This window comes from Pinibacter aurantiacus (assembly GCF_019130065.1).
Classification (GTDB): Bacteria; Bacteroidota; Bacteroidia; order Chitinophagales; family Chitinophagaceae; genus Pinibacter; species Pinibacter aurantiacus.
In genome coordinates, this window is the sequence record NZ_JAHSPG010000017.1 from 97,755 (window position 1) to 116,714 (window position 18,960).

The following is an 18,960-nucleotide window of genomic DNA, read 5'->3' on the forward strand; positions in this document are numbered from 1 at the left end:
TTAACTACATGCACACCGGTTTAGAAATATGTTTGCAGAGAGAACGTGAAGCTTCTTGCAAACGGATAATTGATACCTCTTTCTGCCTTGATAGACGACCAACGCCACACATCGTTTGCGGTCAGGGCAATTCTCAGATTCTTCATGCCGATCTTCTCAAATACTCTTTTATCGAAGTCATAAGAGAAGTACAATGACTGTAGTTGCAAAACATTGTCTTTCTGTATAAACCTTGAAGTGGTTTGAGTCTTGTCCTGGTTAGCGATGTCTTTGTAAAAAGTTCTATCGCCTGGCTGTCTCCATCTCTCATCGAACACTCTTTGATCCACGTTCTTTTTCGGATCGGCATTTTCTACTCTGTCAACCAATGTCTGGTTGTAGAGATAACCGCCGAACTTCGTGTAGAATGTGGCGTTCAGCATGAATCCTTTGTAGGACAAGCTTGTTCCGAAGTAACCTTCTGCTTTTGGCGTAGTTACCGCGATAGGCACATTGTCTTTTACATCCCAGTCATAAGTAAGTGTTCCATCTTTTTTCATGTAGATCTCTCTACCGTTTTCCGGATCGATGCCCATTGATCTTACCGCATAAATAGCATCGAGTGACTGACCCTCTGCGTATCTTACAAGAGGCACACCTTTCATGGAGCCAACCTGTGCAGTGTCCGCGTTGTCGTTGTACTTTTTAAGTGAGTTGGAAATTTTTGTTACCTGGTTTCTGTTTGCCGTCATGTTTGCAAACAAACTGATGTTCCAATTCTTTTGTCTGTAGAGAATTGCTCGCACATTCAACTCTGCACCATAATTTTCTACGTCGCCGAGGTTTGCTTTTTGCGTAGAGCTCCCGGTTGACGGCGCCAATATGATATCAGACAACATGCCCTTTGTGTATTTGTAATAATATCTCGGAGAAATGATGATGCGATCATTCAACAAGCCGAGGTCAAGACCAACATCGAAGTTTTGTGTTTTTTGCCACTGCAAGTTGTTGTTACCAATATTGCGTACTGCCGCACCAACACCTGTTGAATACCAGTTGTTGGTGTAATAGTTATAAGTGGTGATCGCCATATCCGGAGGAAATGATACCGCACCGGTGATACCTGTGCTTGCTCTCAGTTTTACCTGGCTGAAAATGTTTGACCGGAAAAAATCTTCTTTATGAATGTTCCAGCCAACACCCAATGCTCCGAAAGGCGCCATTTTATTATCACTTCCAAACTTTGAAGAACCATCTTCACGGAATGAGAAGTCTAAAAGGTATTTGTTCCTGTAAGTATAGTTAAGCGTTCCAAGGAAGCCAACCAGTCTCTCCTGCTGGTAAGAACTGTAAGGAGTTGACGACTCAGGATAGGCGTTTGCATAACCGATATTGCTGAACCTGTCGTTGGAAAAACCAATTGCGGTGAACGCTTTATAGTCATCAATCACCGAACGGATATTTGAACCCAATGCAAAGTTGATGTAGTGACCGCCAAGCTGTTTGTTGTAGGTCAGCATAATGTTTCCATCAACAGCGGTCATGTCGTCGTTGCCATAAGTGTAACGACCGCGTTTTTTAATATCCTGTGTTGAGTAATAAAAGAATTCGTTGGCAAATGGTGAAGTAAAGGCGTCCTGATCTGTTTTTGTTTTAGTCAAACTTACCAAGCCGCGCAAACGCAGATTGTTGGTAATGTTCCACTCCAATGAAAGCGCGTCGATCAGCTCAAGATATTTTGTTCTGTTAAAGCTGCCGAGTGTCGCGTTGTACATTGGGTTCAATACCTGGCCTCCATTTGCCAGGCCTGTTCCCGGCCATTTATCAATCACTCTGATGATGTTGCCGGCAGAATCTGTTTTTGGATAATAAGGGTTCATCGACACATAGTCCACGAAACTTCCGTAAGGCGATTCTTTTGCATTAACCTGTGTTACGGTAAGCGCGTTGCGGAACATGATTTTTTTGCCAGGGTTGTAAGAAAGGCTAAGACCCGCGCTGTACCTGTCTCTGCCGGAACCTTTCATTACTCCGGGAGAAGTTTGATAACGAAGCTCAAGACCATAACGCATGGTGCTTGTACCTCCTTCGATGTATAAAGAGTTCTTGTTACCAATAGCTGTTTTCAATGGTTGAGAGAGCCAGTAAGTGTTTACGCCGCCTACTACCATTTCTTTTCTTTGGTAATAAAGCGCATCCAGGTCGTCCTGTGACGCTCCCTGAACATGGCTCTGGCTGTACAGACCCGCCAGCCTTTCGTACTCGAGTTTGTCCGTTGCGTTTAAAACATGATAGTCGCTAAGATCAGGGCTTGTTACATTTAGCTCGTAGTTGTAAGACACTGAAAGCTTTCCTTCTTTCGGAGCTTTGGTAGTGATCACAACAACGCCGTTTGCAGCGCGTGATCCATACACTGCGGTAGCTGCGGCATCTTTCAATATGGTAATGGATTGTACGCGGTTAACATCGAGGTCATATACTTTTTCGAGACTTACTTCGTAACCATCCATTATAAAAGTTGGCAGGTTCACATTGCTTTTCAGGTTGTCCCTGCTCAATACTTCATTTGAGCCTGACGGCAATGCGGTACTTCCGCGAACAGTAATGTTCGGAAGTGAATTTGGGTTAGAACCCACTATATTGTTTTCGACGATTTTAAATGAAGGGTCGTACACAGAAATACTTTGCAGCATGTTCTGCGGGTTCATTTTCTTAAGATCCTCGCCGGAAACAGTAATAGCTGTACCGGTAAAGTTATCTTTCTTCAGTACCTGGTAACCGGTTACAATTGTTTTATCGAGAGCTTCTGGTTTTAGAGTAAGCCTTACTGTTATGGAGCTGCTGTCCGTTAGTTTTATTTCCTGGTTCTCATAGCCAACAGAGGTTACTGTAATGGTCATGCCCGGCGTATAAGGAATGGCAAACTCGCCTTTGCCGTTGCTGGCAATGATCTGTTTGCCGCCTTTTAAACTAATGGTGGCGCCCGCTACCGGTAGTCCGGTCTTGTCATCTACTACTTTACCACGAACATCTGATATTACCGAAGCGGCTGCTACCTGCGGGGCTGCCTCTTCTTTTTTATAGGTAATAACAATGGTGTTGTTTACAATGCTGTAAGCGAATGGCTGCCCTTTAAGTGTTTCCTTAAGTGCATCATTCAGCGGCGCTTCTTTCAGGTCTATGTCTACCTCATGTGCAGCTTCCAGTATTTTTGCATTGTAAAAAAACAGGTAGCCTGTTTGTTTCTTAATGTCCTTAAATACCGTTTCGAGCGACGCATTTTTTCTCGAAATGGTCACTTTTTGAGAATAGCCTGCGGCAGATACCTGTAAGCAACCCACAAGTAAAATAATAGCAGTCAGTTTCATCACGGTGAAAATTTTGTTTTTCGCAAGGTCGCGTATTAACACGCGCCCGCTAAAAGCAGTTAAATTCATACTTTTGTAATGGTTGGGATTAGTCAATAGCAGTTTTGTCTCAAAATTTCTGATGATCCCCAACTTCCGCCGGTCGTGTAGCAGCACTTCCGGCTTTTGTTTTTATGGGAATCCAGTGGTTGTGTTGTGTGTTAACTCATTAGTTGGTTTTGGTTTAAATAATTAAGCTTTTGAAAAGTTTTGAGTAGTGAGTTTTGAGTTATGAGTGGGTGGTTCAAAATGCAGCGACCAACCCTCAACACTCCCCTTTCAATTCTCAACTCTTTACGGTAATACAGTTATTTTTTTACCCTCTATTTTAAAATGAACCTTGTTCAATTCCAGTATTTTCAATACTTCCGACACATTGCTGTTGCGTGACACTTCACCTACAAATTTCTCCGTCGACACTTTTCCTTCGTAACTTATTTCCACATCGTACCATCTTGCAATCTGCCTCATGATGGTTGGGATGTCCGCATTTTGAAAAGAGAATAGATTGTTTTTCCATGCAATGGCATCTTCTACATCTGCCGCCGCAACCTTTATATCATTGGTGTTTTTATTCATAATGGCCTCGTGTCCGGGCGCGAGAATGCTGGCATCGTTTTCACTTACTACTTTCACTTTTCCATCGATGAGTGAAGTCTTGATATTGCTTTCATCATCATAGCAGTTAATGTTAAAGCTGGTGCCCAGAACCTGCACCTGCATGTTGTTTACGGCTACTTCAAATGGTTGTGTTGCATTTTGTGCTACTTCAAAATAGGCTTCACCTTTTAGTTCCACATTTCTTTTGTCGCCTGTAAAGGCAGTGGGAAATTTCAGGTAGGATGCGGCATTCAGCCACACCCTGGTTCCATCCGGTAGTACGATGCGGTACTGCCCACCTCTTGGAGTGGTGAGTACATTGTATTGAACAGCGATGTTGTCCGTTGCTTTTGCTGCGTTGTAAACCAATTGTCCGTTTGCAGGTTTTTCGATGTTACTGTTGCCTTGTTTTGCAACCAGGCCATTGTTGGCACTGTCAAGAACAATGGCACTTCCATCAGCCAGTGTGAGCATTGCTTTGTCGCTGCCGGGTGCTACATCATTGCCAAATTTTGATTGCAATTGCGCGGTGGCAACCGGCGTATCCTTTTTGCTATTGAGGAAATAAATGCCTGCGGAAATGAGCAACATGGCAGCAACACTTGAAGCGGCCAATAACCACTTGCGGTTGCGGGAAGGTTTTTGGATGTACGTGTGCAAAGGTAAAACCGGCGTCTTGCTTTCTGCGGTGATGTTGCTGTACATGGCGTTCCAGTCAACTGTATATTCCTGCTGATCGGTTTGTAATTGATGCCAGAGTTCACGTGCAGGGCCCTCTCCCAGCTCGTCACCGGAAGTCTTTTTAATAATGTCGAACAGCTCCTGTAGTTCTGCAGCAGTAGCCTCATCATTTATATAACGACGAAAAAGATGGTCCAGTCTGTCATTCGAATTTGTCATGCAGTGACGTTTTTCAACTTGCTTTGCTGCGTTTTTTAAGGCAGTAATAGCGGTTTTGGTTATTTAATATGGATAGCAAAATCGTATTCCTCTATAGCAAGACACTTGAAAAGTTGATTGGTAGTAGTGGAGGGAGAAAAAAAGTAAAAAATAAAAAGTAAAAAGTAAAAAACCGAACCCGCAGCGTTTTAGGAACCAGTGTGGTCCGGTACGTTAATCTCCTTTCCTCCGTGAAAAAAATCTCCGTATCCTCTGTGGTTAAAAAAGGTTGCACAAACAGGACGCCCGAAAAACTAAAAAAGACCCGACAAGGTTTTAAAACCCGCCAGGTCTTTGATAAATCCGACACGCTTTTTTACTTTTTACTTTTGAATTTTTCCTTATCTCCTACATTGGGAAAATCTTCGCCAGCGCTTTACCCAGCTCCTCGCCTCTCAGGTCGCGCGCGACAATTTTGCCTGTTGGATCGATCAGGAAATTTGCGGGCACGGCGTTGATGCCATATAATCCCGCCACTTCATTTTTCCAACCTTTCAGATCAGAAACCTGCGTCCATGGCATATCATCTTTTTTGATTGCTTCCACCCATTTATCTTTCTTATCATCAAGCGATACAGCCAGTACATCAAAACCTTTGTCTTTGTAGTGGTTGTATTCTTTCAGCAAATTTGGGCTCTCCGCTCTGCAAGGTCCGCACCAGCTTGCCCAGAACTCCAGCAACACATATTTGCCTTTGTAAGCAGCCAAAGTAACCGGCGCATTTTCTGTGGTCAATTGCTGGAAGTTAGGCGCCATCTGCCCTACAGAGATTCTGCTCAATGTTGCAATGCGTGCTGCAACTTCTTTTCCCTGCTCAGATGCCTGCACTGTTTTGCTCAAATTTCCAAACAGCCCTTTACTTTTTTCCAATGTTTTGCCGTCCAGATAATGCATCAGTTCCCACGCGCTTCCCGGATGATTTGGGTGCTCCTGTATGAAGTCAAGCTGCATCTTCCTTGAGATATCGCTTTGTTCATTTCTTGCTCTGTTGAACTGTGTCTTATATTTTTCAACCGCTATGGAATCCTTGTCATTGTAGGCTTTCATCCATTGCTCATATATTACCTGAACAGGCTTGCGGGTATCATTCTGTGCCTGGTTGTACTTGGCATATTCATTTACCACTGCTGAACCCTGCACGTTTGCATCGTATAAAGAATCCATGTTTCCCTTGATGGTCACCGGTGCTGCGGCATCTACATACAGATCGATCTTAACGGTGTAAGTTTTATTGAAAAGCATGGCGTAGCTTGGCTCGGAGACTTTTCCTTTGAAAACGAAACTGCCATTTTTTGCCACGACTGTATCGGCTTTCATCGTTTTCATGGTGCCGTATGCGAGGTACAACTCACCATCTGGCAATCCTTTTATGTGTCCTGTTAGAGTGAAGTCTTTTTTCTGCGCTTCTGCATGGAAATTTGCAGAGCAAAATGCTCCGGCCAGCAATAGTGTATATGCAGCTTGTTTCGCGTTGATCATGTTGTGTTAAAAGTTTTGTTGTTATAGACAGACACGTGAAAGCGATGGAGGTAGTAGTCGAGGAGAAAAAATTTGAAAATTTGAAAATTTGAAGATTTGAAAATTGTTGCGGCTTCAAGAGCTGAGATTTGCCAGGCTGTTTGAAAAACTACACAATGTCGCTTGTTATCCCGACGAAGGAGGGATCTGGGTTTGACGCTAGCATGCTGTTTATGTAATCACTTAGATCCCTCCTTCGTCGGTATAACAAGCGACCTTTCTTTATTGGTCATAATCACTATGAAGTTTGGAAAAACTATTTCGCAAAATGCTCTGAAAGCCAAATAAAAAAATCTTTTCTAATCATGACAATCATGAAGATCTGCGTTCTTTCTCTACGAAATCAGGAAGATCGCTAAAATAATAGCTGCTTTGTTGAGGGACATTTTTGTGCGGATAAACCGGAGCGCTTCTGTCAGGTGTTTCTTTACGGTGTTTGGAGCAATACCCATTTCAAGTGCAATCTCCTGCGTACTCATGCCCTTGTTGCGACTGTACTCGTAGACACGTTTTTGCTGCGGAGGCAGCTGTGACAATGCTTCCTGCAAGATCTTGCGGTATTCGTTGCTGGTAATGTGATCGTCCACATTGTTCCTGTTGTAATCAGGTTCGAGGTATGATTGCAGTTCGCTGATCAGTTTGTCGTTGTTGGCAACAGCACGTAAATAATTTAGTGTGCGGTTTCTTGCGAGCGTAAAAATGTAGTTATCGAGATTGGTGACATTCTTTAAGAGATGTGCGCTTAACCAGAGCTTGATGAAAATATCCTGTGTAAGTTCTTCTGCTGCGATGTGTGATTTTGCTATAGCCAGCACATATCCGTAAACTCTTTTATTGTATTGATCAAAAAGTTCACGGAACGCACTTTCCTCCATTTGCATGTTAGTTTCTTGAGCCATAGCAGTTTACATGGTGATAATCTGGAAACTAAAATACGTTAAAATTCGCCAATTTGAGCAATCGATTGCAGAAGGCGGAGGTGGCGCTGAGGTAATTTGCTGATAATGAATAATTTGACAATTTGAAGATTTGAAAATTTGAAAATTCTTTGGGTGAAAAAGTCTATAAAATTGGTGGACATTCAACTTGTCGCGCATGCCAATGTCAAAAGTAAAGACGTGTTTCGCCGGGAATGCCTATAAAGGCTACACATAAATAAGCGGTGCTGCACAGCTCCATTTTCAAATTTTCAAATTTTCAAATTCTCAAATTAATTTCAGCTTCTCCTCTTCGATATCTATCTGGTGCAAGAACTTGCGGATGACGTCTTCATCGAAATGTACGTCGGTGTGGTTTTTATTGAGCAGCCATTTACGTTGCTGGTTCAGTACGTCTAAATAAATGGCCTTGCTTTCTGCGTTGATGGCTTCGTCATAATCTTCGGTGCTTTTTTCCTGCCACTTGAGCGCCATTTGTCGCAGCATGCTATGGTTTTCAATCTGGCCATTGTAGTTGGTGGTGAGGTGGTTCAGCGAATGCTTTGCCAGTTCTTTTTTGATGATGATCTCTTCTTCCTCTTCCGGAATATAATCGTCAAACGAAGGCAGTTTCATTTTGTTGATCAGGTAAGGAAGCGTTAAGCCTTGTACCACCAGTGTTGTTAAGATCACAATAAACGTGATGAACAGGATCAAATTTCTTTGCGGAAATGGTGCGCCGTTTGATTCAACCGGAATGGACAATGCAGCTGCGAGCGAGACCACACCGCGCATGCCTGTCCAACCAAGCAATATCGGGGCCTTCCAGCCGGGGTGCCTCCTATCTGCAACGGTAATATAGTTACGTGCGATCAGTGTGGTGAAGACTGCGCCAAACGTGGAGATGAATCTTATAACAATCAGCACTGCTGTAATTAGCAATCCATAACCCAATGCAGAACCAACGCTAATTCCTTCCTGCTTCAACCCTGCTACGATTTCCGGCAGGTCGAGACCGATGAGCAAAAACACAATGCCATTCAATACAAACACAAAACTCTCCCAAACATTGGCGCCACGCAACCGCGACACGCTGCTTAAGAAATGATGCCTTTTGTTTGACAGCAACAGCCCTCCGCTTACAACCGCCAACACACCGGAGCTATGTACTTCTTCTGCAATCATATACATTATATATGGTGTGATGATGGTGAGCACGATATCCATGTTGGCATCTGTTGGCAGGTATTTATGCACTTTCATGAAAATAAAACCGATCAGTAATCCAACGCCTATTCCACCGATCAGCATCCAGCTAAAACTCAGTGCGGCGTGGTACCAAACAAATTGTCCGGTGCCCACTGCAATCAATGCAAAGCGAAAAATAAGCAGTGATGATGCATCATTCAGTAAACTTTCCCCTTCCAGTATGGAGACCATGCGCTTGGGGACTTTCACAAATTTCAGGATGGCGCTGGCACTTACCGCGTCGGGTGGAGAAACGATGCCGCCGAGCAAAAAACCGAGTGCTAATGAAAAGCCCGGTATGAATGAGTTCGCAGCAAACGCAACAGTGAGCGCTGTTAGAAATACTACAATGAAAGCAAAGCTGGTGATGATGCGGCGCCAGTGCCACAATTCTTTCCACGATATTGCCCATGCTGCTTCATATAAAAGTGGTGGCAGAAAAATAATGAAGATCAAAGAAGGATCTATATGCACGACCGGAATGCCGGGGATGAAGCTTGTCAATAAACCGGCAACCACAAGCAGCACGGGGTATGCGACTTTCAATTTATTTGCCAGCATTATGATCAGCACAATCGCAAGGATCATGAGAAGGTAAAATGGAAAATATTCGATCACGGGTGTTGTTTTTAAGTGTGGGTAAATTTAAGGATTAAAGCCTAATGCTTAATGCTTAAAGCCTAACGCTTAACGCGGGACACAAAGCGTTAGGCATTGGGCGTTTAGCTTTAGGCGTTCTCCGGTTGCTTGTTTAAATAAGATTTCTTACATTTTCATGTAGCCGGTTTAGTGATAATGATTTTTTAAACCTTAATTCCAGAACCGTTATGCAGCCCAAAACCTTCTTCCTGTTTTTGCTGGCGTTATTCGCCCGCCTTTTTTCTTACACACAAACGCATGATCTCGTCATTAAAAAAGTGAACATTGTCGATGTTCAGTCGGGGAAAATAGTGAGCGATATGGATGTATTGATCCATGATTCCCTCATCATTAAGATTGCCCACAACCAAACGAAATTTCCTGCAAAAACGCAGGTCGTCGATGGTAGTGGCAAATACTTAATTCCCGGCCTATGGGACATGCATGTTCATATGTGGAGCCGACATGCGGTTACAAAGTATAGAGACAAGCTTTTTTTCCCATTGCTGATTGGCAATGGTGTTACTGGTGTGCGTGAAATGTGGGATGACGCCAAAACCGTTGCCGCATGGAGAAAGGAAGTCAAAGAAGGCGCGATCAACGGGCCGACAATATTTTCGTCGGGCCCCATTGTAGATGGGCCAAAACCGGTATGGGACAGGTCGCTTTCCATAAAGACAGTGGCGGATGTTCAACGAATTGTTGACTCTCTGCATTACAGGGAGCATCATGATTTTATTAAGGTGTATCAAAATTTGCCACGCGATATTTATTTCAAACTGGCAGAGGTTTGCAACAAGCAGCACTTTGCTTTCGAGGGACATGTGCCATGGAGAGTGACTATACTTGAAGCTGCAAAGGCCGGGCAGTATAGCCAGGAGCATATGATGGGCATGATAGAATTAGCTTCTGACAGCAGTGATTATTTAATGGACGTGATCACTGATAAAGTGAAGGACAGCAGTATAAATACATGGTTGGGGTATGATGAATTCGTACTGCGCACCTACAATCCAAAAAAGTTTGAGCAAATAGCAAAAGAGTTAAGCCAATACAATTCATGGATATGCCCTACGTTTACGGTGCTCAGAGGTGGTGCTTACAAAGACAATCCAGTGATGATCGACACTTCGTATAATCCTTATCTCAGTAAATATACGGTAGCGTATTGGAACCCAAACGGGAACTACACTTTTGATGGGGAAAGCAAAGCTGTATTCGAAGCAGAGAAAAAGATATACGGCTTGTGGCTTTCTATGGCCGCTGTTTTGCAAAGGAACGGTGTGAAGTTGCTTGCTGGCACCGATTTTACCAACCCGTATGTTTATCCCGGTTTTAGTTTACATGATGAGCTGGAACTGCTTGTGAAGGGAGGTTTGTCTAACATAGAAGCATTGCAAACCGCGACCGTAAACCCTGCTACATTTTTTAAAATTACCGACAGATACGGCAGCGTTGCAAAAGGCAAAGTTGCAGATCTTGTTTTGCTGAATAGTAATCCGCTGGAAGATATAACCAACACCAGGAAAATAAATGGGGTGGTTTTACATGGACGTTTTCTTTCGTCAATATATTTACAGGATCAGTTGGAAGAAGTTAAAAGATTAAATATTCAAGTGGATAAGGACACCACTCTGTTTATCCGTGATTTAAATTAGCAAAATGACTGAACCCTATACACTGGACGAAATTGTAAATCTTATTGCAGAGAAATCGGGATGTGACGTTTCAGAAATAAAGCCAGACAGTGATATATCAAATGATCTGGGATGTTGGGGCGATGATTTTGATGAACTAATGTCTGAGTATTGCGCAAAGTTTAAAGTGGACATGAGTTCGTATCTGTGGTATTTTCACACAGAAGAAGAGGGATACGAAAATAGTATTGGACGAGCATTTTTTAAGGCTCCTTATGAACAGGTTGAACATATTCCTGTAACTCCACGAGTGATGTTGGAGAGTGCCAATAGCGGGAAGTGGAGTCTTACCTATCCCCCGCATACGCTACCTAAAAGACGATACGACGGTCTTATAAACCTGGTTGTGATTTTGTTGTTTATTGCTTTTGGCGTTTACACCTGTATAAAGAGATAGCACAGCAAAATATTTTCACAACAATTCGTTACCAAAATAAAAAGCCCGCTTTGCAGCGGGCTTCACACACGAGAGATATTTGAGGCAATTATTCCTGTTAATTGTTCGGGAAGCTTCAAGCTCTGCCGGACTCTTTGCTTTTGCGTTGAGCGTTAGGCATTAAGCGTTTAGCGTTCCCTGTACGTCAAGTCTTTAACTTTTCCGAATCCTGTTAAGCTTTGGAATAGTGTTAACGGACCATTTACCTGTGGCACGTTGTAAAAGTCAATTGTGCCGCCGGACGTAGCGCTTACACCATCATGAGTAGCAACGATCAGCTTGTTGTACAGTATTTGTTTGCCTGTGCTTCCGGATGTATACGCACCACTGAAAAAATGCTGAAACTTTAAAAGTGTAACAGGCTTTGGCTGATCGATCATTAGGGTGCTTTTCTTAAGTCCAAGATCGTATTCGTACACTTTGCCTCCTACGTTATAGAACAAATAACTAAAGTCGGGGCTTACTGCAAATTTCTCAGCCTTGTCAAAATCTGTTGCAGTGATCTCTGCATAGTAAGTTTGATTGATGGATGATGACAGTGTAAATTTTGCAAGATATGATTTGCCTGCTTCCACGTTGCGCAGTACTGCTGTTACCTCGCCTCCATTGTAAGGCGTCCATTCCATGTAGGTGAGATCCATGCCTGTTTTGTAGTCAAACAAAGGCATACTTGTTGGCATGGGCGAGCAGGTTGTTGCTCCTGGAACGTGACGCAAAAATCTTTTATTTTTTGTATCGTATAGCACAGTGCCGTATAAGTCTGCTTGCGTGGGTGCTGCGGCCATAAACGGTGATGCTGTAAATGGATCGGTCTCTCCTGTTGCAATGTTAATGATGCTGGAAAAATACATCTGGTAAGTGCGCAAATAATAATATAGATTTCCTGCCGGGCTGTGCATGTAACTGCAACTGCTACCTGGCATAAATGCATCTGCAGAGAAATTCGATGGTACCTTCGAAAGCATATCAGTTTGGATATTCATTGTCAGATCCCATTTGAAAGTTTCGGGATCTATTCGGTTTGTACCATCTTCCGTGCTGATATAAATGCCTTTTGTAGCACTAGTGTTGGTTATTGCGGCCTGGAAGAAAAAGGTTACACCTACAGGTTTTGCTGTCGTCGGTAGTTGAGATCCTGTATAACCCAGAACGTCTGGAATAATGGTGTATGCACCTTTATTAAATGAAGCCATGTCAAGGCGACTTTTTCCGTTTACTTCGCATAGAGCGAGAAACCCTTCGTATATGCTGGTTACAACGGAAAGCCTGGCAGTGCCTTGCGCCTGTACGCCAGTTTTTTTATCGGTGATCCTGTAGTACAAAGTATAATTTGCGCCCGGCTGAATAACAACAGCGGCATCCAGGTCATGCGTTTTTGCCAGTATTTTTCTTTGGCTGGCGTACAACGCGCCACCGTCCAGCGTTGACCATTCATACGAATATTTTGCAGTGTCGTAGGAGGTTGCCTCTGTGTCCATCGTCAATTTCAGGATGGGCTTAATGCTAAGCTTCTCGCCATATACAACGACGTAGCTGCTGTCGAGCGTTACAGAAATCTGATTGATATCCTGGTAAGAATAGTTGCCTTTGTCTTTGTAGCATGCGCCCAGCATTGTGAGCATTGTTATAGCAATTAGCCAATAGGTTTTCTTATATATATACATGAAGCTCGTTTTGAAGTTTTGAGTATTGAGTTCTGAGTTTTGAGTTGTTAGTTGTTAGACTTTGGGTTGAATAGTCGTCATTGAAGTCTAACAACTAACAACTATCAACTAACAACTCCCGATTTCTATTGCACAGAGGCACCCATTGCCATCAACGTACCGTCGTCTTCGTAAACAGGCGTTCCTGCTGCTTTTTGTTGATTGAGATAAATTTGCATTGTGCGGCCGTAATAGTTTTGCACAGGTATTGAAGTGCTCAGACCTATTATATCGCTGATCTCTTTGGGCGATAAACCGAGTACCTGCGACATCAGATAAACTTTTGTACGGCTGAATGTACCCAGGTACCCGGAGAGCCACTGTGCTGGTTTTTCTAAAATATCGTTGAGAATGATCTTGTATTTGATATAGCTGAAACGTGCGCCGGTTATGCTGTTGGTGATCTTCCATTGCATCGCTGTAGAAAAATTACTGTTGTCTTGCAACAACAAAATAATACTAACGCCTTTCTGTTGAAGATCTGCTGTGCGATGCACTTTCAGGTATAATGTATCAACCGTTCTGCCGGCTCTTATTTTGAATGAGTCAGGCAATGCATCGTAATGAGTTCCTGCAACGGCTGTAGAACTGTCTGCAATGATTACTTTCACTGACCGTGGTTGATTGGAAACCTGTCCCATAATAGCAACAGGAATTCTTACAATGGAGTCCTTTATACTTGAAAGGGTGAAACCAAATGACACTACTCCGGTATCTACACTGTTTGCATAGTTGGACCTGAAGTACACATCATTTGTGCCCTCGTAGGTCATTATGCCTTGTTTTTTACAACTTGCAAACATGAGCAAGAGTAATGTTAACGCGCCTGTATATTTTAGCATTTGCATATTTCTGTTTTAAAAGATCAATGAAAATTTGTTTCAGACTGAGGGATTGGCACTACATACTTTGTTTTATCCATCGTAACATTGCCCGACGTTGCAGAGCCGTTCGGAATCGCTGTAGTCTTGGTTCTTTTATAGTAATAAAATAACTGTCCCTCACCGTAAAATTCTTTTTGATATTCTTTCTTTATTTCTGTTGCAAGTACCGCAGTGCCCGGAATGTTGGCGTCTCCCCTGTTATAGCGCACTGTGTTAAGTAACCCAAACGCCGTGGCATTGTCCGGTGCTGTTTCTGCCGCGATGTAGTACATTTCGCTGATGCGGATCAATGGCATCATATAACGGAATTTGAGGTCTGTATTGGAAACATCTGCGAACTTGTAAAAAGTTCTGTAGGATTTGCTGCTCGCTGTCGGGTAGATCCAGCAAGGGTTCAATCTGTAATCGTTTGGATAGGTGGAAGATTCCATCATTGTATTAAGGCGGCCGTCGAGTGGTGCAAGTATTGAACCGTCTGAATTTGCCGGTGCAAAATACTTGTTATAGTTACCATACATTTCAAGCGATTGAACGGCGAAGATCATTTCGGTAGAAAACAGTCTGTCAGCATTATCTTTATTTGAAAGAACTGCAGTGGATGTTATCCATGGAAAATATTTCTGTGCATTTGCAATGACCAACTGCGAAGTCTGGTAAGCATTTGCCTTATCGTTCCTGTACATGTATACCCTTGCCTGTAAAGCTTTCACTGCGTAGTAATTCATGCGCAAGTTCCTGTTCCTGAAAAATGCATCGGTATTAGGGTCAGGATTTCCGGCTACGCCAAACGTAATCACAGGATCGTTTGATAAAAGGGCTTCCGCTGTTTTCAAATCATCCAACACGCTGTCCATAACGTTGTTGCCAGGCAGGTAACCATTGTAAGACGAACCTGTTTTTTTGTAATAAGGTATCGATGGTAAAATAGAATCTGCCGTGTTGTACATCGGCCCAAACAAACGAAGCATGTCGAAGTGGAAAAATGCCCTCAGTGCTATCGCCTCTCCTCTTAGTATTGAATCCTGCGAAGGTGTAACGACGCCTTTATATTTATCAAGCTGCGCAACAAAACTATTAGCGTTGGTAATGCACACGTAAGAGCTCGTCCAAATTTCGTCAGTTACCGTTTTTACGACATCCTGGGAAAAGCCGTATGATGAGAAGTTATAGTATTTATGGCTGGAGCCAACGTTGTAGTATTGCGCCATTACATCCGGAACCAACATGGTAAGGTTGGCGCCGTACATGCTGGATTTCGACATGCTCAGGTAAATGCCATTCAGTGCCTGGTACACACTTTGTGGTGTGCTGAATATTTGCTGCTCGGTGAACACATTCTCAGGTTTTACATCCAACCATTTTTTGCAGGACGATAGTGACGCTATCATCAGCAGCAGAACTGAAATATATAGTGTTAGTTTTTTCATTCTTTCAATTGTTTAAGGGTTAAAATGCTGCGTTTACACTGAAGGAAAATGTATTGGCAAAAGGATACTCAATGCCGCGTTCTCTTTGTACCGTGGACACTCGGAAAATGTCATTTGCGTAAGCAGTGATCCTGAAACTTTCCATGCCCAGTGTTTTGATCCATTTCTGACCAAGGAAATCATACCCAAGACTGAATGACTCACCGGATATATAATTTTCTTTTTGTACAAAGCGGGATGAGATGGGCGTAGCTCCTTCTAATTTTGACGTTACGAGATAAATTCCTTTGAACGGAGCGTTGTCTCCCGGCTTTTGCCAGCGGTCGTATAATGCACGTTTGTCCTGGTTGTTACCGACAGAGAGATAGCTGATGTTTTCAACTTTGTTGAACAGTGCGGAATTGTATACGCTTGCACCAACACTATAACGTACCGCTGCACTGAATGTGAAACCTTTGTAGCGAAAGTTGGTGCTGATTACACCCTGCGCCTTCGGCTGTGTGTTGCCTACTTTTACCACATCATTTACATCGTAAGTAAACGTGTATTGACCATCTTTCTTAATAAATACTTCCTGCCCTGTTGAGGGATCAATGCCTGCAGAACGCACTGCCCATATATCGGTTGGACTATTTCCATCGATATATCTTTCAAGCGATTTATTTAACTGGTTTTGTTTGTTTAAACCCGCGAGCGTATTGTTGAAGTTTTGAAATTTGCTTTCGAGCATTCCAATGGTTCCACCCAGCGTCCACATGATCCTTTTATTAAGGTTGTTGATGATCTTATAACCAACGCCCAGATCCATTCCCTTTGTAGATAATGTGCCGGTGTTCAGCGGGTAACTGTTAATGCCTGTAGAAGAAGGCAACGGCGCCATAACGATCATAGGATCAGTAACTTTGGTATAGACATTACCTGTTAATGACAATCTTGATTCAAATGCCTGTAAGTCGAGACCTAAGTTTTTTGAAGTTGTAAGCGGCCATGAAAGATTCGGATTTGCCAGTGTCGCAAGATCAACACCTTGTCCGAATTGGTTGATGTAACTGTCATACACATACGTAGCTATCGAAGTGATGGCTCCAAAATTTTGGTTGCCACTTGTTCCTACGGAAGCTCTTAAGCGCAATGTATTCAACCATTTTGCTTTGTTAAGGAACGCTTCATTATGGATGTTCCATCCTGCTCCTATTGACCAGAAAGGACTGAATTTGTTATCAGAACCAAAGGCCGTTGATCCATCGAGACGATACGTGAAGTCTGCAAAATACCTGTTGTCAAACGAATAGTTTAAACTTCCAAGCAGGTTGTTGCGACGAAAAACAGAAGTTGTGGAACTTGGTTTGGAATTGTTCTGGTAACTAAACGCGAAAGCGGGATTGCCTGTGCTTCCTGCAGGGAAACCTACTGCAGTAAAAGAAATCATTTCATTTCTTGTCTGTTCTGCTTCTGCACGAAGATTGGCAGTTACCTGATGTACACCGTTGAATAGTTTGCCATAGGTAAGCATCACGTTTGTCTGGTAATTGAATCCGCTAGTCTTTTTGTTGGTGTATTTTCCTTTGGTAAAAATGCTGCTATCCTGGAACAAAGTATTTTCAGGGGAAATAAAAGTAACTCCGGTAGTTGTATTCTGGTTAATGGAAATGGCTCCCTGCAATTGCAACTCAGGAAGAATGGTGTAAATGAGTTGCAGATTTTCATTGTAGCCAAATGACTTTGTACTGTTGGTGCTTGGTAACAACGCATTGTACAATGGGTTGAACACATAGAATGTAGAGCCTAAATAATCTTTGCTTACTTCGAGGTATTTTTGAGCAATGCCTAATGAATCTCTTTTTTGAAAATAAGCCGGTGCTTTTACAAAGTTTGAGAAAGAACCATAGGGCGACTCAGTGGCATTGTAACCGTTAAGATAAAGTTTGTTGGAGAGGTTGAATTTTCCTTTGCGATAGCTAAAATCAAAGCTGCCTCCCCAGTTTTGTCTTCCGGAGCCTTTCATTACCCCGGAAATATTTTTGTAGTTGAATCCAAGGCCATAGCGGGTTGTGGCGTCTCCGCCATCTGCATATAAATTCGTGTTTGAAGTAAATCCCGTTTGAACCGGTTCATTTAGCCAATACGTGTCAGTGCCTTGTTGTACCAAAGCGAGGTGCTTGCTGTACAAATCATCGAGGTAGTATTGGTTCGCCCATGATGCGGTGTTTGGTCCCATGGTATAACGGCCCGCCAGTTTTTCAAACTGTAATTCTTCCTTTGAGTTCATCATGTTGTAACCCGAAAGATCAGGAGCCTGCACGTTGAAATCGCCGGAGTAAGAAAGACGCATCTTCCCGGGACGTGGCTTTTTTGTTTCAATAACCACCACGCCATTTGCGGCTTGTGCACCGTAAAGTGCCGTAGATGCTGCATCCTTAAGAATGGTAACGCTTCCAATTCTGTTGATGTCAAGGTTATTGATTATCTGCAGAGAAACCCTGAAGCCATCGAGTACAAATAAAGGTTGGTTGGGGTCTGAGTTGAATTCGTCTTTTAAAGCACTGCTGCTGATGCTGCTTTGACCGCGGATCTCAATGTTTGGCAAGGAATTGGGGTTAGAGCCTTGCACGTTGTTGTCCATTACAATGAAAGATGGGTCAAGGGTTTTGAGGCTTTGAATGAGGTTCTGGTTGCCGACAACTTTTAATTGCTCTCCAGTAAATGTTGCAGTGGCACCGGTAAAACTTTCTTTTTTTCTACCGAACATTCCTGTTACAACGATGTCATCAAGCTTTTTGCTGGCCTTCTTCATGGCAACAAAGAAATTCGTTTTGTTGCCGATTTCAATGGTTTTCGTTTCGTATCCTACATACTGTACAAAGATTTCCTTGGTGTTTTCTGGCAGGTAAACTTTAAACTCTCCCGCTTCATTTGTGATGCCGCCAAGCGCTCTGACGTTGCCAACCATAACTGTACCATCGGTTCTTGTAACATTGTTTGGCCGGCCCTTTACGAAGACTGATGCACCTGGCAATGGCTCGTTATTTTCGTTTACTACAGTTCCTGTTATTAAGATCTTATCGCCGTAGACTTTAGCAGCCATAGCTTGAACATTGACGATGTCTGGCGGACCAGGTTGCCTCACGATGATCCTTTCCCCGCCTGTGTCTGCTACATTGTAAGTGGTTGTCGGTCTTACGTACGTAGTTTTTTTTCTTCCTGAAACGATACTGTAATTGGTGTCATTGATCTTGATGACCTTCAATCCATGTGGCTGAACTAATTTCTTTAAAACCGTTTCTACGGGTTCGTTTGATGAAGCCAGATCATAATTGGCGGAAATGCCATTGACTAATTTATCTTCAAACAATAAGTTGATGTGATAGCGTTTTTGTACCTGTTGCAAGAGGTCCCTGAGAGAACTGTCTGCCGTAGCAGCGGTTATTTGTACGCGGGAATTGGTGTTCAGCGCGTAGGCTATGTTTTGGGCTGGTATATACCCTGGCGACACCGCCACGCATGCGGAGGCGATAAAACACAGAAGATGTTTTCTCATGTCAGTTTTTGGTTTGAAAAAAAGTATG

At 43.0% G+C, this 18,960-nt stretch carries 11 protein-coding genes; 2 read left to right on the plus strand and 9 right to left on the minus strand.

Annotated features, from left to right (window positions below; all coding sequences use genetic code 11):
- Positions 1-20: 20 nt before the first annotated feature.
- From KTO63_RS23585 to KTO63_RS23605, 5 genes are all read right to left on the minus strand, one after another.
- On the minus strand, positions 21-3,416 hold the full coding sequence (locus KTO63_RS23585; protein WP_217794434.1) for a SusC/RagA family TonB-linked outer membrane protein: 3,396 nt from the start codon (positions 3,414-3,416) through the stop codon (positions 21-23).
- A gap of 264 nt (positions 3,417-3,680) precedes the next feature.
- Entirely contained in the window at positions 3,681-4,886 is a 1,206-nt protein-coding gene (locus tag KTO63_RS23590) for a FecR family protein (RefSeq protein ID WP_217794435.1), read from the minus strand.
- Between the two features lie 387 nt (positions 4,887-5,273).
- Positions 5,274-6,404, minus strand: coding sequence for a TlpA disulfide reductase family protein (locus tag KTO63_RS23595; RefSeq protein ID WP_217794436.1), 1,131 nt, complete (start codon positions 6,402-6,404; stop codon positions 5,274-5,276).
- A gap of 374 nt (positions 6,405-6,778) precedes the next feature.
- Positions 6,779-7,342: an RNA polymerase sigma-70 factor gene (locus KTO63_RS23600; protein ID WP_217794437.1), complete on the minus strand. Its 564-nt coding sequence runs from the start codon at positions 7,340-7,342 to the stop codon at positions 6,779-6,781.
- A gap of 306 nt (positions 7,343-7,648) precedes the next feature.
- Positions 7,649-9,226, minus strand: a complete 1,578-nt coding sequence (locus tag KTO63_RS23605; RefSeq protein ID WP_317195796.1) for a Na+/H+ antiporter — start codon at positions 9,224-9,226, stop codon at positions 7,649-7,651.
- A 209-nt stretch (positions 9,227-9,435) separates the two neighbouring features.
- On the opposite strand from KTO63_RS23605, the gene KTO63_RS23610 reads away from it, so the two are divergent.
- A complete protein-coding gene (locus KTO63_RS23610) occupies positions 9,436-10,905 on the plus strand; it encodes an amidohydrolase family protein (RefSeq protein ID WP_217794438.1) in 1,470 nt (489 codons plus the stop codon).
- A gap of 4 nt (positions 10,906-10,909) precedes the next feature.
- Positions 10,910-11,341, plus strand: coding sequence for a DUF1493 family protein (locus tag KTO63_RS23615; RefSeq protein WP_217794439.1), 432 nt, complete (start codon positions 10,910-10,912; stop codon positions 11,339-11,341).
- Positions 11,342-11,508: 167 nt separating this feature from the next.
- Here KTO63_RS23615 and KTO63_RS23620 read toward each other — a convergent pair whose 3' ends face one another.
- The 4 genes from KTO63_RS23620 to KTO63_RS23635 form a co-directional block, all read right to left on the minus strand.
- Entirely contained in the window at positions 11,509-13,044 is a 1,536-nt protein-coding gene (locus tag KTO63_RS23620; protein WP_217794440.1) for a PKD-like family lipoprotein, read from the minus strand.
- A 125-nt stretch (positions 13,045-13,169) separates the two neighbouring features.
- Complete coding sequence (locus tag KTO63_RS23625; RefSeq protein WP_217794441.1) at positions 13,170-13,931, minus strand: DUF4843 domain-containing protein; 762 nt, start codon at positions 13,929-13,931, stop codon at positions 13,170-13,172.
- 17 nt (positions 13,932-13,948) lie between these two features.
- A complete protein-coding gene (locus KTO63_RS23630; RefSeq protein ID WP_217794442.1) occupies positions 13,949-15,394 on the minus strand; it encodes a RagB/SusD family nutrient uptake outer membrane protein in 1,446 nt (481 codons plus the stop codon).
- A 19-nt stretch (positions 15,395-15,413) separates the two neighbouring features.
- Positions 15,414-18,932 (minus strand): SusC/RagA family TonB-linked outer membrane protein, encoded by a 3,519-nt coding sequence (locus KTO63_RS23635; protein WP_217794443.1) that lies wholly within the window; start codon positions 18,930-18,932, stop codon positions 15,414-15,416.
- Between the last annotated feature and the right edge of the window lie 28 nt (positions 18,933-18,960).